This is a genomic window from Acinetobacter sp. YH01004 (assembly GCF_013420455.1).
In the GTDB taxonomy this organism is placed as follows: Bacteria; Pseudomonadota; Gammaproteobacteria; order Pseudomonadales; family Moraxellaceae; genus Acinetobacter; species Acinetobacter towneri.
The window spans coordinates 209,372-223,853 of record NZ_VOXZ01000002.1; the positions used below are offsets into that span (position 1 = coordinate 209,372).

16 protein-coding genes are annotated in these 14,482 nt (G+C 42.3%); 12 read left to right on the forward strand and 4 right to left on the reverse strand.

Going from position 1 to position 14,482, the window contains the following annotated elements; translation table 11 throughout:
* Nucleotides 1–7: 7 nt before the first annotated feature.
* Complete coding sequence (locus tag FTT71_RS01445) at nt 8–580, reverse strand: nicotinate-nicotinamide nucleotide adenylyltransferase (protein ID WP_096901115.1); 573 nt, start codon at nt 578–580, stop codon at nt 8–10.
* 411 nt (nt 581–991) lie between these two features.
* On the opposite strand from FTT71_RS01445, the gene FTT71_RS01450 reads away from it, so the two are divergent.
* Nucleotides 992–1,792, forward strand: coding sequence for an enoyl-CoA hydratase-related protein (locus tag FTT71_RS01450; protein ID WP_167845895.1), 801 nt, complete (start codon nt 992–994; stop codon nt 1,790–1,792).
* Between the two features lie 149 nt (nt 1,793–1,941).
* A complete protein-coding gene (locus FTT71_RS01455; protein WP_096901117.1) occupies nt 1,942–2,718 on the forward strand; it encodes a nitroreductase family protein in 777 nt (258 codons plus the stop codon).
* Nucleotides 2,719–3,259: 541 nt separating this feature from the next.
* On the opposite strand, the gene FTT71_RS01460 is transcribed toward FTT71_RS01455, so the two are convergent.
* Nucleotides 3,260–3,577, reverse strand: a complete 318-nt coding sequence (locus FTT71_RS01460) for a YqfO family protein (protein WP_104851742.1) — start codon at nt 3,575–3,577, stop codon at nt 3,260–3,262.
* 261 nt (nt 3,578–3,838) lie between these two features.
* On the opposite strand from FTT71_RS01460, the gene FTT71_RS01465 reads away from it, so the two are divergent.
* From FTT71_RS01465 to ruvB, 3 genes are all read left to right on the forward strand, one after another.
* The gene (locus FTT71_RS01465) at nt 3,839–5,179 is read left to right on the forward strand and encodes a deoxyguanosinetriphosphate triphosphohydrolase (protein ID WP_104851741.1); all 1,341 of its coding nucleotides are present in this window, start codon (nt 3,839–3,841) and stop codon (nt 5,177–5,179) included.
* A gap of 129 nt (nt 5,180–5,308) precedes the next feature.
* The gene (ruvA, locus tag FTT71_RS01470) at nt 5,309–5,911 is read left to right on the forward strand and encodes a Holliday junction branch migration protein RuvA (protein ID WP_179993882.1); all 603 of its coding nucleotides are present in this window, start codon (nt 5,309–5,311) and stop codon (nt 5,909–5,911) included.
* A gap of 242 nt (nt 5,912–6,153) precedes the next feature.
* Nucleotides 6,154–7,161, forward strand: a complete 1,008-nt coding sequence (gene ruvB, locus FTT71_RS01475; RefSeq protein ID WP_004971787.1) for a Holliday junction branch migration DNA helicase RuvB — start codon at nt 6,154–6,156, stop codon at nt 7,159–7,161.
* Between the two features lie 82 nt (nt 7,162–7,243).
* Here the strand turns inward: ruvB and FTT71_RS01480 are convergent, their stop codons facing one another.
* Entirely contained in the window at nt 7,244–7,822 is a 579-nt protein-coding gene (locus tag FTT71_RS01480; protein WP_004971789.1) for a hypothetical protein, read from the reverse strand.
* A 228-nt stretch (nt 7,823–8,050) separates the two neighbouring features.
* Here FTT71_RS01480 and ybgC point away from each other — a divergent pair, with 228 nt between their 5' ends.
* The 6 genes from ybgC to pal all read left to right on the forward strand — a co-directional run bounded on the left by ybgC (nt 8,051) and on the right by pal (nt 12,941).
* Nucleotides 8,051–8,458 carry a tol-pal system-associated acyl-CoA thioesterase gene (ybgC, locus tag FTT71_RS01485; protein WP_004971791.1) on the forward strand — a complete coding sequence of 136 codons (408 nt, stop codon included), beginning with the start codon at nt 8,051–8,053 and terminating at the stop codon, nt 8,456–8,458.
* Between the two features lie 27 nt (nt 8,459–8,485).
* Nucleotides 8,486–9,184: a protein TolQ gene (tolQ, locus tag FTT71_RS01490; protein WP_104851739.1), complete on the forward strand. Its 699-nt coding sequence runs from the start codon at nt 8,486–8,488 to the stop codon at nt 9,182–9,184.
* Nucleotides 9,184–9,633, forward strand: coding sequence for a protein TolR (gene tolR, locus FTT71_RS01495; RefSeq protein WP_070154130.1), 450 nt, complete (start codon nt 9,184–9,186; stop codon nt 9,631–9,633). Before tolQ ends, tolR begins: the two co-directional genes overlap by 1 nt.
* A 3-nt stretch (nt 9,634–9,636) precedes the next feature.
* Nucleotides 9,637–10,824 carry a cell envelope integrity protein TolA gene (gene tolA / locus FTT71_RS01500; protein WP_180043336.1) on the forward strand — a complete coding sequence of 396 codons (1,188 nt, stop codon included), beginning with the start codon at nt 9,637–9,639 and terminating at the stop codon, nt 10,822–10,824.
* 193 nt (nt 10,825–11,017) lie between these two features.
* Nucleotides 11,018–12,301, forward strand: a complete 1,284-nt coding sequence (gene tolB / locus FTT71_RS01505) for a Tol-Pal system beta propeller repeat protein TolB (RefSeq protein WP_026438303.1) — start codon at nt 11,018–11,020, stop codon at nt 12,299–12,301.
* A 70-nt stretch (nt 12,302–12,371) separates the two neighbouring features.
* Entirely contained in the window at nt 12,372–12,941 is a 570-nt protein-coding gene (gene pal, locus FTT71_RS01510; protein WP_004971799.1) for a peptidoglycan-associated lipoprotein Pal, read from the forward strand.
* Nucleotides 12,942–13,097: 156 nt separating this feature from the next.
* Here the strand turns inward: pal and FTT71_RS01515 are convergent, their stop codons facing one another.
* Entirely contained in the window at nt 13,098–13,283 is a 186-nt protein-coding gene (locus FTT71_RS01515) for an NF038105 family protein (RefSeq protein ID WP_004971800.1), read from the reverse strand.
* A gap of 177 nt (nt 13,284–13,460) precedes the next feature.
* Between FTT71_RS01515 and FTT71_RS01520 the strand changes: the two genes are divergently transcribed.
* Entirely contained in the window at nt 13,461–14,435 is a 975-nt protein-coding gene (locus FTT71_RS01520; RefSeq protein WP_096901127.1) for a class 1 fructose-bisphosphatase, read from the forward strand.
* Nucleotides 14,436–14,482 lie beyond the last annotated feature (47 nt).

Sequence of the window (14,482 nt, forward strand, 5' to 3'; positions counted from 1 at the left end):
AACTGGATTACTCCGTCAAATTACTGCTGTCCTGCTGCTGGTATTTGTCTTGTAATTGACGATAAATTTCCGTGTTTTGAAATGCGGTTAAGAAATCAATTGTGCCTTGCGGGAAAAAATTAGGCTGTATTTCCCCACGATAATAAGCCTCACGTGCAGGCGTAGCAGACATGGCATCTTGCAAGCTGTCTAATTCTACCATCTCCCATTCAGGGAAAAACTTTAAATAATAAGACGAGTCATCTTTAAAATGCCCAATTAAACCAACACGATCTTGCGGTTGAATCAATTCACCGACTAAAGATTTGACTAGTTTTTGCCATTTTTCATCATTGTAGACATCTACGACATGCACAAACTTAATCCGTTCTTGCATCTCAGGTGAAAAGTTAGACAAAATCATCTGCTCACGTTCTTTGGCTAAAAACGGATTTTTTAAATTGCGCTCATTTTGTGCAGAACCTAATGCCAAAATCACATAATGACTACGTGCTAACGCAATTTGAATGGTTTGCAAATGCGCCAAATGAAATGGCTGAAAGCGGCCAATGAAAACCAAATAATCAAACGTATATTGCATAATAAATACGCCAATCCTAATTTTGATAACAACATGATGCTATCTGATACGCGGAAATGTCATCCACAACCTGCGTGGTATCAACTCATTATTGTTTTTGCAAGATAATAAATCAAAAACAATAATTGGGCAGGTTTCGTGGATGACAAATGGTTTTGCCTACTTTTGCCAAAACAAAAGTAGGTCGAACCGAAGGTTAATCCTAAAATAGAATTAATAGACGTTAAGATTCCGCCTTGCTTATTCATTTTTTAAATGAACAACCCCAAATTCTAAATAAATTTCACATTGAATTAGGAACGCAAATCTCATCATTCACTAACTTTTTATGAACTCATGAGTTGTGCCAGCGCTGCGAATTTGCGACATAATGAGCCATAAATTCAAACCAATCAAAGCAAGGATAGTACGATGACACTGAGCTGTATTCAACAACCCCATCCACATTTGAATGCGAATTTAGAGCATGGTGTACTGACTTTAGCCATCAATCGCCCAGAAGCAAAAAACGCGCTGTATGGTGAATTATATTTATGGATTGCACAAGCCTTAGATGAGGCAGATCAAGCCAATGAAGTGCGTTGTGTCATTTTACGTGGTGCAGATGCAGACTTTAGCGCAGGCAATGACATGCAAGACTTTATGAAGTCTGCTGCACTTAAAGGGCAATTGCCTGCTGCCGAAGGTCCTCCGTTCATCCTATTAAAATCTGCTGCCAAGTTTTCTAAACCGCTAATTGTAGCTGTACGTGGGGTGGCGATTGGCATTGGTGTCACCATTTTATTGCATGCGGATTTGGTGTATAGCGACAATACTGCCCTATTCCAGATTCCATTTGTGAGCTTGGGCTTATCGCCAGAAGGCGCATCAAGCAAGCTTTTGGTAGAGCAAGCTGGCTATCACAAAGCGGCTGAACTGTTGTTGACTGCGCAGAAATTCAATAGCGAAACGGCATTATCGGCAAATCTAGTTAATAGTATTGAAACCGATGTCTATGCAACAGCACAACAAAAAGCAGCGCAATTGGCGGCTTTGCCATTGGCTTCACTCAAACAATCTAAAGCCCTCATGAAACATAATGTCAATGAAATTGTGGCGTGGATTGACCATGAAGCAGAGATTTTTATGCAACGTGTCGGCTCAGCAGAAATGATGGAAGCGGTGCAGGCCTTTATGCAAAAACGTAAACCTGATTTCAGCCAATTTAATTAAACGTTGTTTAACTGAAATGCGATTAAACTCATTTCAAGTAAACTAGACGTTTTAAACCACATTCATCTTGGCTGAATGTGGTTTTTTCTTTATTCGCCCCCATATTCTGCAATGAGCTGTCAATCATTAAAAAATTGAGGAAAATTGTAATGTCTAATCCAAATCCAGCCGATGTTAAAGCTGAAAAAAAAGAACGTTATTTTGAACCTGCACCACAAGATATTGATGTAGAAAACTTTAAAAAAGTCATTCAAAGCCGTCGTTCGGTGCGTAAATTTACCGACAAAGCCATTCCTGCGGAAGTATTGGATGATTGTTTAGATATGGCTTTATTGGCACCAAACTCATCTAATTTACAACCGTGGACTTTTGTCGTGGTGCAAAATCCTGCCAAGAAAAAACAACTGGTTAAAGCCTGCTTAGGACAACTCGCTGCTCGTACTGCAGCAGAGCTAATCGTGTGTATTGCACGTACAGACCGTGTTGATGAAATGGCAAAAAAGAATATCAGCGAGTTCCCTTTTCCTGAAGCACCTGCTGCAGTCAAAAAATATTACAAGTTTATTCCTTATAACTACATGACTGGCTACTTAAACGCAGTAGGTAACTTTAAGAAAGTCGCTTTCAAAATTGCACGTAGTTTAGATAAACAATTACCTGTGACTGCATTTAACCCTGCAGATGCCAAACTTTGGGCAAGTAAAACTACAGCACTCGCCTGTGAAAATATGGTCTTGGCCCTTCGCGCACACGGTTTTGATAGCTGCATGATGGAAGGTTTTGATGAGCCGATGGTACGCAAACTCTTAAAACTGAATGATCAACAATTTCCAGTGATGGTGATTGCTGCAGGTGAACGTGCCGAAGATGGTGTCTTTTTCCCGCAATACCGTTTTGACCGTGACCTGTTTATTCAGAAAGTCTAGGGGCTGTTAACATTTCATAAATGGCTTGCGCTGTAGGCTAAAACTGAGCAGATTAGGCATGAAACGCAAGGAATAGCGAGACTATTGCCAAGTTTCATAACGTAATCTGAGAAAGTTTTAGCCACATGAGCAAGAACAAAGCGCTGCTTTGTTTGCTGCGCAAGGGGACGAGCATATTTTTTGCTGCTATTGCGTTATGAGTCAGTCATTTAGAATAACTAAATTTCCTGCCCCATGCCTTATAGCAGCTAAAAAAACCTTGCGAGATATATCTCTCACGTCGCAAACATAGATGAAGTGTCAACTGACCCTAATATTTCAACTGTACTTTTAAAACCTAGCCACATTTCGACTCGTGACAAGGCGACAAGGATGTCGCCCGTTAGACTGTGGTACAGGACGTACCATCAGTCTAACAGAGGGCTTTTGTTACTTTTCGCCCGTGAAAAGTAAACTCTATCTACGCAACTTATATTTGCCCCAATCCATATATGAGTGATAGTGCAATTCTATTTTTCTTTAAAAATTGGTATTTAAGTCTTTAAAAATTAATATCTAAAAGTTGCATAAACTCAAAGGCAGGCTCTTCGTAAGGATGGCTTGCCTTGAGTGCTTTTGCGACTGCCTGAGCATTTTGCTCAGGTACAATGGTTTCCACGCGCCATTCGGCAACGTGTTCCAAAGCATCTAACTCACCAATAAACGGATTTGCTCCTTTGACAGGCTTAAATTGCCCTGTGCCTAAAACCTGCCATGCACAATGTTCATAATTGCCAATTCCACCTGCACCCGCTGCAAAAACCGCCAGTTTAGTTTCTTCAAGATGAGATTCAGGCACATAGTAAATCAGTTTGAGCATATTTAAACTTCGCTATCCATTTCACAATTAATTAGAAATTAGCATAAAAAATTGGGCATCGTTGCTATTTTGGCAACCTATACGCATCATCCAATCCTCAATTTATACAATTCCCAAAAAATTTAAAGTACGCTTCGCCACAAACTTATCCCCCATTTTGTATGATTTTAGATTTAAAAAGACAAGCCATGTCGCACGCCCCTAGAGCTTTTGTCATTTTTTTGGCATGATGCAAAACAAGCACATAGTGAATAATGATAAATGACTCAAATGCGTTGGTTAGAACTGCTTTCCACAGTTCGAATTGGTAGTAAAAAACAAAGTACAGAACAGGCGCGCAGCCCTTTTCATAAAGATTATGACCGTATTATTTTTTCGCAAAGTTTTAGACAGCTAAACCGTAAAACCCAAGTCCATCCACTGACTCAACACGATGGCATTCACACTCGCCTAACCCATTCTTTAGAAGTGTCTTGTATTGGACGTTCATTGGGAATGTTGGCTGCAGAAAAAATTAAAGATCACTTGCCTATGTGGATTTCCCCTGCCGATGTCGGTGCGATTATTCAAGCTGCTTGCTTGGCACATGATATTGGTAATCCACCTTTCGGGCATGCAGGCGAATATGCCATTCGTGAATGGTTTGATGATGCTTCACACGGCAATTTCCTCGCCAAACTCAGCGATGAAGAAGAAGCTGATGTCCGTCAGTTTGAAGGCAATGCACAAGGTTTACGTCTACTCACCAAAATTGACTATCATCCAAATGATGGCGGCATGCGTTTAACCTATGCCACTTTAGGCGCTTATTTAAAATATCCATGGCTCTCCAAAACCATTGCCGAACAAGGCAACCGCCCTGCCAATCAACGTGATAAGTTTGGTTGTTACCAAGCCGAAAAAGAAATTCTCAAACAAATTGCAGAACAGCTTGGTCTGATTCAATTGGGCGATTATCACTATTGCCGTCATCCACTGACATATTTATTGGAAGCAGCAGATGATATTTGCTATGCCTTAATTGATTTGGAAGATGGCATTATCTTAAACATGCTCAGCTATGAAGAAGTTGAACCGATCTTTTTAAACTTGATTGGTGACTACGGTATTCCAGCAGAACTGGCGATGGCACGTACCACATGGCAACAAAAAATTGCCGCTTTGCGTGGTCGGGTCATGAAGCGTTTGGTCGATGAAGTCACTACAGCATTTGCCAAACACCATTTGGAAATTCTGATGGGACAGCTCAAAGGCAGTCTTTTACAATATTGCTCGGCAGATATTGAAATTGGTATTAATCGCGCCAAAGACTTAGCCCGTGAGAAAATTTTCGAGCATCCACAAAAGGCAGGGCTGGAAATTATTGCGCATCAAAGTTTACAAAACATTTTGGATGCGTTTATTCCACTCACCACGCCACATAAAACCCTAAGTTTTAAAGAGCAGCGTTTAATGTCAATCTTGCAACGCTCAGGGGCAGATTTTGCGCATAATCACTATGACAATATTATGCAAGTCTTGGATATTATCTCTAAGTTTTCAGATCACCAAGCCTATAACTTATCGCAAGAATTACAAGGCAATAAGGTCGGCTTGCTATAATGAGTAATTTGCATATCAATACTTGTATCTAAATAGAAGTAGGATTTAAGCGCAGATTTTGCCTTTTGTGAAAATGCGCTCTACTATGCGAACAGCAACTTATTTTAAATTAATCAGTGAACCACAAATATGATCGGATGTCTTATTGGCGAAGTATTGGCTTTAGAAGCACCAACCGTGTTGCTGAATGTAAATGGTGTGGGCTATGAAATTGACACGCCACTCACCACATTTTGCCAGTTACAAAAGGGGCAGAAAATTACCCTGTGGACGCATTTAGCTGTGCGTGAAGATGCTCAATTGTTATATGGCTTTTTAGAAGCCCAAGAAAAAACCATTTTCCGTACCTTACTCAAAGTCAATGGTGTCGGCCCGAAAATGGCACTGGGTATTTTATCGACCTTGAGTGTCGAGTTACTGATTCACACCGTAGAACATGAAGATATTAACACCCTGATTAAAGTGCCAGGTGTGGGCAAAAAAACCGCTGAACGCCTGATGATTGAATTGCGTGATCGCTTTAAAGCCATGTCCAACGAAGTCAGCAGCAGCAATTCCACTGCGACTCAAATCCATTTTACGGGCAATTCTGCTGTTGCCGAAGCCGAAGCCGCTTTACAGTCTTTAGGTTATAAACCTGCCGAAGCACAAAAACTGATTAATGCAGTTAAGGCCGATTTTACTGAAGCCAGTGATATTATCCGTGCAGCATTAAAGTCGATGAATAAATAAAAGATGCCAACAAACCTAGCGTAAGTTCATCTTTCCAATATTGGATACATGACTGGCGACATGGATGTCGCCCGTTGAGTTGGGGTATAGGGATATACCCTCAACTCAACATAAGATTTTTGTTACTTTTGATCTTTCAAAAGTAAAATCATGCCTTCGCAAAGGCATTTAAACGCAACTCATACTTTGAGGCTGTGCATGCAGCATCAAAATGCCCAGCTCAAGAGATTAGTTAACACGATATGCAAGACCGTCTAATCAGTGGTTCTGAAAAACCCGAAGATCAAATTGATCGCGCCATTCGCCCCACTTCACTCGATGACTATATTGGGCAACCTGTAGTGCGTGAACAAATGGAAATTTTCATTGGTGCAGCCCGTGGACGCGCAGAAGCACTGGACCACACCCTGATTTTTGGACCACCAGGTTTAGGTAAAACCACACTCGCCAATATTATTGCCCGTGAAATGGGCGGCAATCTTAAATCCACTTCAGGGCCTGTCTTGGAACGCGCAGGTGATTTAGCCGCCATGCTGACCAATCTTGAAGAAGGCGATGTGTTATTTATTGATGAAATCCATCGTCTTTCACCTGTGATTGAAGAGATTTTGTATCCAGCGATGGAAGATTATCAACTGGACATCATGATTGGTGAAGGGCCTGCAGCACGCTCCATTAAACTGGACTTGCCACCATTTACCCTTGTCGCCGCTACCACACGTGCAGGCTTACTCACCTCACCGTTACGTGACCGTTTTGGTATTGTGCAGCGTTTGGAATTTTATTCGGTTGAAGATTTGACCCATATTGTCAAACGCTCGGCGAGTTTAATGGATGTGCCAATGACCGATGCAGGAGCCAATGAAGTCGCTCGTCGTTCGCGCGGTACACCACGTATTGCCAACCGATTATTGCGTCGCGTTCGTGACTATGCGCAGGTCAAAGGCACAGGTGAAGTCACGCAAGAGATGGCACAACGTGCGCTAGATATGCTGAATGTCGATAAAGATGGTTTAGATACCTTAGACCGTCGTTATTTATCAATGTTATTAGAGCGTTTTGATGGTGGGCCTGCAGGTGTGGAAGCTTTGGCCGCTGCTATGGCTGAAGACTCTGGCACTTTGGAAGATGTAATTGAACCATACCTAATTCAACAAGGTTATGTAATGCGAACCGCTCGCGGGCGTATTGCGACCAATATGGCGTATTTACAATTTGGGATGACACCGCCAGAGCCAAAAGAAAAATAGCTCAAAGGAAAAAATAGCTTGAAGGGAGCTATCTCCCTTTAAGCTATTAAATATTTAGGTCAATTGGGTCTGTAGATAGACCCTAATTTTCAATAATACGCACATCTTCAACAAGCATTAATTCACACGCGCCCGCCCCTGTATCATGACGGCTTAAAGAACTGCGCCACTGCCACCCATCTGCGGCAGTAACTTCAACCAATTTACCTTTCAAATAAATCAAATCATCTTCATCAATCTGTTTTAACTGTGTCGCAATCGCGGGTGTGGCAGGAATTAAATGCGTATTAGCGCTCAAACTTGCAATCTCTTGCACAGGAATCGGTGGTGCTTGTTCATAACGCCAATGATACCAACGGTTGCTTTGACGAATAGACAACTGTTTATACACTTCAGGCTTGGCCATTTCGCCCCATCCCAAAGCAAAATCGACAGGGCTAAGTTCGGCTTCACGTCCAAAATTATAATTTTCACGTGACAATACCCGAAACTCACCTTCATAGGTTTCCAAAGCTTGAATGGTATAGTCTTTAAATTGATGCACTTGCTGCGATGACTGATAGGTTGTGCTATCCGCAATTCCTCCATCTGGCTGGAACAGCGTCATCCACAACAAATACAATATGGCAATTACCACAAAAAATTTAACTAAACGGCTCATGTGCTGCTCATTGGGGTGGATCATCTGCATGTATCAGGCAGGCAGCTAATTTTAACTTAAAAGCATGTTTGAAATCTTGTGCCATTGGACGAAGCGTTGAGAATGATAAACTGCCACGCTATACACAGCTTGACTTATAGCCCCGATTCACGTCAATTTCACAGACACGGCGTAAGCTATAAGTATTGCTTATCAAACAACTTTGCAACATTGAAGCGGAACATCATCATGGCGAATAAATTTGAATTTAAAATTCGTATCTATATGGAAGATACTGATGCAGGCGGCATTGTTTACCACGCCAACCATATTCGCTTTATGGAACGTACCCGTACCGAATGGCTTCGTGCATCGGGTGTTGATCATTATTGGCATCAACAAGATTACAACTTTGTCGTGCATAAAATTAACGTGAAATATTCACGTCCAATCTTAATGGATGACCTAATTACTGTTACAGCAAGTGTAGTTTCGTGTAAAGCGTCATCATTTGTATTGCAACAAAATATTTATCGTGGTGAAATCATGCTTGCATCTGGCGAGGTTGAATTGGCCTGTCTTGGTTCAGATATGAAACCACGTCGTCTGCCAGATGAAATTCGTAGCCTTATTCTGAAAGAATTAGGACAAGATTAAAAAAATGAATTGGCACATGTAGTAACTATGGCAACACAACTCGAATCATCTCTTCAAGTATCAGATCTTATTTTACAAGCAAGTCCTGTTGTTCAGCTGGTAATGCTCTCGCTGCTTTTAGCATCATTATACAGTTGGTATCTGATTGCCAAGTTACACATGAGCTATAAAAAAGCACAGGCAGATGATCAGCATTTCCAAAAAATCTTCTGGTCTGGTGCAGAATTAAATACGCTTTACAACAACGCACAGCTCAATTCAAAACGTGTCGGTTTGGAAGATATTTTCTATCAAGGCTTAGGTGAGTTTTTAAAACTCAAAAAGCGCCAAGCGCCTGCAACACAAACCATTGAAGGCACAGAACGTATTTTACGTGTCGGTTTAAGCCGCGACCAAGCTCAACTTGAACAAGGCTTAGGTGCATTAGCCAGCATTGGTTCGGTTGCGCCATACGTTGGTTTATTTGGTACCGTCTGGGGCATTATGAATGCCTTTATTGGACTGGCAGATGTCGATCAAGTCACATTGGCAACAGTCGCACCAGGGATTGCCGAAGCCCTCATTGCCACAGCCATTGGTTTATTTGCCGCCATTCCTGCGGTACTTGCCTTTAACCATTACACCGCCAAAGGCGAAGCGATTTATTCTGATCGTGCTTTATTTGCCGAAGAAATGGTGGCTTTATTACAACGTCAATCTTTAGGCAATACTAAGGATCACGACTAATGGCCATTCAACGCTCAGGACGCTTCGAGCGCATTAAGAAACCACTCAAAAGTGACATGAATGTAGTGCCCTATATTGATGTCATGTTGGTGTTATTGGTGATTTTTATGGTTACTGCACCGATGATTACCAGTGGGATTCAAGTCGATTTACCTCAAGCCAATGGTAATCCAATTGAATCGAAAGATGCCCCTGCTTTGGTGACTTTAAATAAAGATGGGCAATATTTTTTAGAATACAAAGAACACAAAGCCGAACCTTTGGAATTAGCCCAACTGAAACAAATTTTGACCGATGCTCAAATTCAAGCCAAAGCTGAAAACAAAGAGTTTCAGGTTGTTATTCGCGGTCATAATACACGCCCTTATGGTGATGTGATTGCGTTAATGTCTGACTTACAAGATGCGGGTTTAACCCAAGTTGGATTGCTGACCGAGCCTTTAAAGTAATTTATGAAAGATTTTAAAAAGCCACCTTTTCAACAAAAAGCCATCGCGATTGGGTTCACCGTAGGTGTCCACCTTATCGCAGTGGTTGGCTTGCTTTATTTGGGCATGAGTAAAGCACCTGAGCCGCCTAAACCCATTAAAACGGTATTAATAAAACCAGAAGATTTAAAACCCTTATTAGAAACTAAATCTGCTGAAACCACACATGAAAATGTAGCAGAGCAAATTACTCAAACAGCCGAGCCTGCTCTTGAACCTGCCCCTGTCATTCCAACACCTGCAGCGGCTCCTACGCCACCCGCTCCTCAAGTTGATACACAAAAAACTGCACAAGCAGCAGAGGCTCAAGCACGTGCAGAACGACAAGCTGCTGAAGCCAAACAAATTGCAGAGCGACAAAAACTAGAAGCTGAACGCTTAAAAGCTCAACAAGCACGCGCCGAAGAACGTGCTCAACGAGAAGCTGACGCCAAAGCAAAAGCTCAAGCCGATGCCAAAGCACGTGCTGAAGCAGATGCTGTACGTCGTAAAGAAGCCGAAGCCCTGAAAAAAGCAGAAGCGGCAGAAAGACGTCAACTCGAAGCCAATGCAGCAGCAAAACGCAAAGCTGAAGCAGATGCAAAAGCCAAGGCAGATGCTGAGGCAAAACGTAAAGCTGACGCAGATGCAAAAGCCAAAGCAGATGCCGATGCAAAACGTAAAGCTGCAGCAGATGCAAAAGCCAAAGCTGATGCCGACGCAAAACGTAAAGCTGCTGCAGATGCAAAAGCCAAAGCTGATGCCGACGCAAAACGTAAGGCTGACGCAGATGCAAAAGCCAAAGCTGATGCCGAAGCGAAGGCACGTGCCGATACTGAAGCCAAAGCCTCAGCTGCCAAACAAGCTGCAGAAGAAGCTGCTCAGAAAAAGGCTGAAGTACGACGCATTGCATCCACTGCTAAACGCGATTTCGAAAATAAAATCAGACGAGCGTGGGATACCCCAGCTGGTTCTTCGGGTCAACGTGCAACTGCCCGCGTGACTTTAAGTGACAGTGGCGCAGTTCAGTCTGTCGTGGTTAATTCTAGCGACCCTGACATGAAAGCCAGTGTAGAAGCTGCTGTTCGTGCTGCCGCACCTTATCCGATGCCATCAGACCCAGATGCACGACGCGAAGCACGTAGCTTCACCTCTACCTTTACAGCGCAATAAGTTACCAGTTAGCCGAATAACATCTATTTGGCTAACTCCTTCTCAAAATATTTACGAGTATAAATAAATTTAAATTTTCACAGTGTTATAACAGTTTTATTATAAATTCATGCTTTCATTCCTACCAAAGCATGCCATTATGTACCACAATTACATCCAAAAAAGTTATGTTGATTTGAGAAAATAGCGAATGATGGAAACAACGCGTAAACACCTACTTTGTCTTGCTATTTTAACTGCGCTTAGCCCAGTTTTAAGCACACAATCTTTTGCACAACTGCATTTAGAAATTGCCAAAGCACCAGAAGAAGCACCTAAAATTGCGATTGTGCCGTTTGGCAATGATCAAAGTATTTATCCTATTGTAGAAAACGATTTAAACCGTTCAGGCAAATTCACCAGTTCATCTAAAAACCTTGCTGCAACTGCAAGCATGAACAATCCAAATGCAGCTGCATGGCAAGCCGCAGGTGTACCTTATGTGGTGACGGGAAATGTCAAAGCCACTGCAGAAGGCGGTTATGAAGTTCATTACCAACTTTATGATGTGCAAAAACAGCAATACTTATTGAATGAATTATTAAGCGTGCCTGCGTCACGCGTACGTTCTGCTGCACACATGATCAGTGATGCCATTTATGAAGCACTCACGGGCATTAAAGGTGACTTTAGCGGACGCATTGCTTATGTACTGCGCAACCCTGCAACACCTGAACAACGCTATACCCTGCAAATTGCCGATACTGATGGTGAACAGCCTAAAACCATTTTGACTTCGCGTGATCCTATTTTATCGCCTGCATGGACACCAGATGCCAAAAAAATTGCCTATGTGTCGTTTGAAACCAAACGCCCTGCTATTTATGTGCAAGATTTGGCGACAGGTCAGCGTGAAAAATTAGCCAGTTTCCGTGGTTTAAATGGTGCTCCAAGCTTCTCACCAGATGGTCAAAGTATGTTGTTTACCGCATCCATGCATGGCAATCCAGAAATTTATCAAATGAATTTAAGCACCCGTGAACTGCGACGCATGACCAATGACAGTGCGATTGATACCGAAGCACGTTATGCACCAGATGGTAAATCATTTATTTACACTTCAGATCGTGGTGGTTCCGCACAAATTTATCGTTATGACTTTGCCACAGGCAGCAGCAAACGCCTAACCTTCCGCGGTGCATTTAACGCACGTGGTACGCTCAGTGCCGATGGTCGTAAACTGGCATTGGTGCATCGCCCAAGTGGCAGTAATTACAAAGTCGCAATTCAAGACATCAACACCAATATCACCAATATTTTAACCCCAACCAGTTTGGATGAGTCGCCAAGCTTCTCACCAAATGGGCAAATGGTGGTGTATGCAACGCGCGAAGGCGCACGTGGCTTATTGTCAATTATGTCTTTAGACGGTCGCTTCCGCATGAACTTACCTAGTGAACAAGGTGAAGTGCGTGAACCTGCGTGGGCACCAAAATAATGAGTACCCGCAAGGTAAACACTTTTCAGTTCTGTTTTAAAACCAAAAATCAAGCTTCATGGAGATGAGGATGAACGCAGTTAAATTATTGGTACTCCCTGTTTTGGCATCGGCTTTAGTGATGACAGGTTGTGCAAACCGCAAACCAACGACTGACTCACAAGCAGGTCAAACACCAAGTGGTGCAACTACAGTCAACACCCAAGGTTTGAGTGAAGATGCAGCTTTAAATGCACAAAACCTTGCAGGTGCATCTGCCAAAGGTGTAACCGAAGCCAACAAAGCTTTCTTGGCAAAGCGCGTGGTGCATTTTGACTACGACAGCAGCGAATTATCTAATGATGATTACCAGACCCTACAAGCACATGCACAGTTTCTAATGGCGAATGCCAACTCTAAAGTAGCGCTTACAGGTCATACCGATGAACGCGGTACACGCGAATACAACATGGCTTTAGGCGAGCGTCGTGCCAAAGCGGTTGAGAGCTTCTTAATCACCAGCGGCGTTAACGCAGGTCAGCTTGAAGCAGTGAGCTATGGTAAAGAAATGCCAGTCAACCCTGGACATGATGAAAATGCATGGAAAGAAAACCGTCGCGTAGAAATTAACTACGAAGCTGTTCCACCATTATTGAAATAATAATTTGCTGTTTGGGAAAAACTCGTTTAGAACGTGTTTCCCCAATACGAAAAAAGCGCTCTTTATTACAAGGGCGCTTTTTTATGACATAAAAAACTGGGCAAACGAATATTTTAAAAACTAACAGATAAGTGCAGAAATACAGCTTTGCTTCAGTTATTCCGACTCGGCATCAGCTTTTGCAGTTTGCATAGATTCAATCAAATCATGCTTGTTAAACTTTTTATATTCAGGTTTAGACTCGTAATCTTTCCAAGCGGCTTTCATCTTGTCCTCAGAAATATCGTCTAAACTAATCCCTTCGCTTGGCGTTGGAGTCGCATCAAACTTTAACGTTGTCATATCTGTGCTCCTATCTCAAATTAAATCCTTCACATCAACATAGCACTTTCTGCAGGACTTGCAAGGGTAAAATCACAGCAAATAGTCGAGTTTAATTTTTCTTTTAACGCGTTCTCATCTAAACTATTGCAGCATATTGTTATCCTCATTTTTGCAGTCATTCGGAGTTTTCCAGTCATGTCATACCGCACCCTTTCCCAATTTCTACAACAACAAACTGGAAATTTAACACCCGAACTTGCTCAAGTAATTGAAACTATAGCCAATACTTGCAAAACAATTGACCAAACATTACAAAAAGGTGCGTTGGCGGGCGTATTAGGCAGTGCGCAAAATGAAAACGTACAAGGCGAAGAACAAAAGAAATTAGATGTTATTTCAAATGATTATTTAATTGATGCGTTACAAAAACATCCTAATGTGGGTGGTTTGGCGTCGGAAGAATTAGACGAATTCACTCCTGCTCAGGAAAATGGTCAATATTTAGTGTTATTTGACCCACTGGATGGTTCAAGCAACATCGACATCAATATGTGTGTGGGTACTATTTTCTCAATTTTACCTGCAAAACATGCCGTGACCCAAGCTGCAGACTTTATGCAAGCAGGTACACAACAAGTTGCTGCAGGTTATGTCCTGTATGGCCCATCTACCATGATGGCGCTCACTGTTGGTGCAGGCGTGGTATTCTTTACCTTTGACCCAGAAAGCCAAGAGTTTTTGGTGACTGCAGACAACATTCAAGTTGCTGCCGATACAAAAGAATACGCGATCAATGCTTCAAACCAACGCCATTGGGAAGCACCTGTAAAACGCTATATTGATGAGCTTTTGGCTGGTAAAACTGGGCCACGCGAAAAAGACTTTAACATGCGTTGGGTTGCATGTATGGTAGGCGATATTCACCGTATCCTTTGCCGTAGCGGGGTTTTCATGTATCCATACGACTTAAAAGACCCGAAAAAAGCAGGTCGTTTACGTTTAATGTATGAAGCCAATCCAATGAGTATGCTCATGGAACAAGCAGGCGGTGCGGCAACCACAGGTCGTGTGCGTATTTTAGACATCCAACCCACAGACCTACATCAACGTGTGCCTGTCATCATTGGCTCAAAAAATGAAGTCGATTTGGTCAGCAGCTACCATCAATAATTTTTAACAACAGCAGTCGGCCATTCGCTGACTGCTGTGGATTTTAT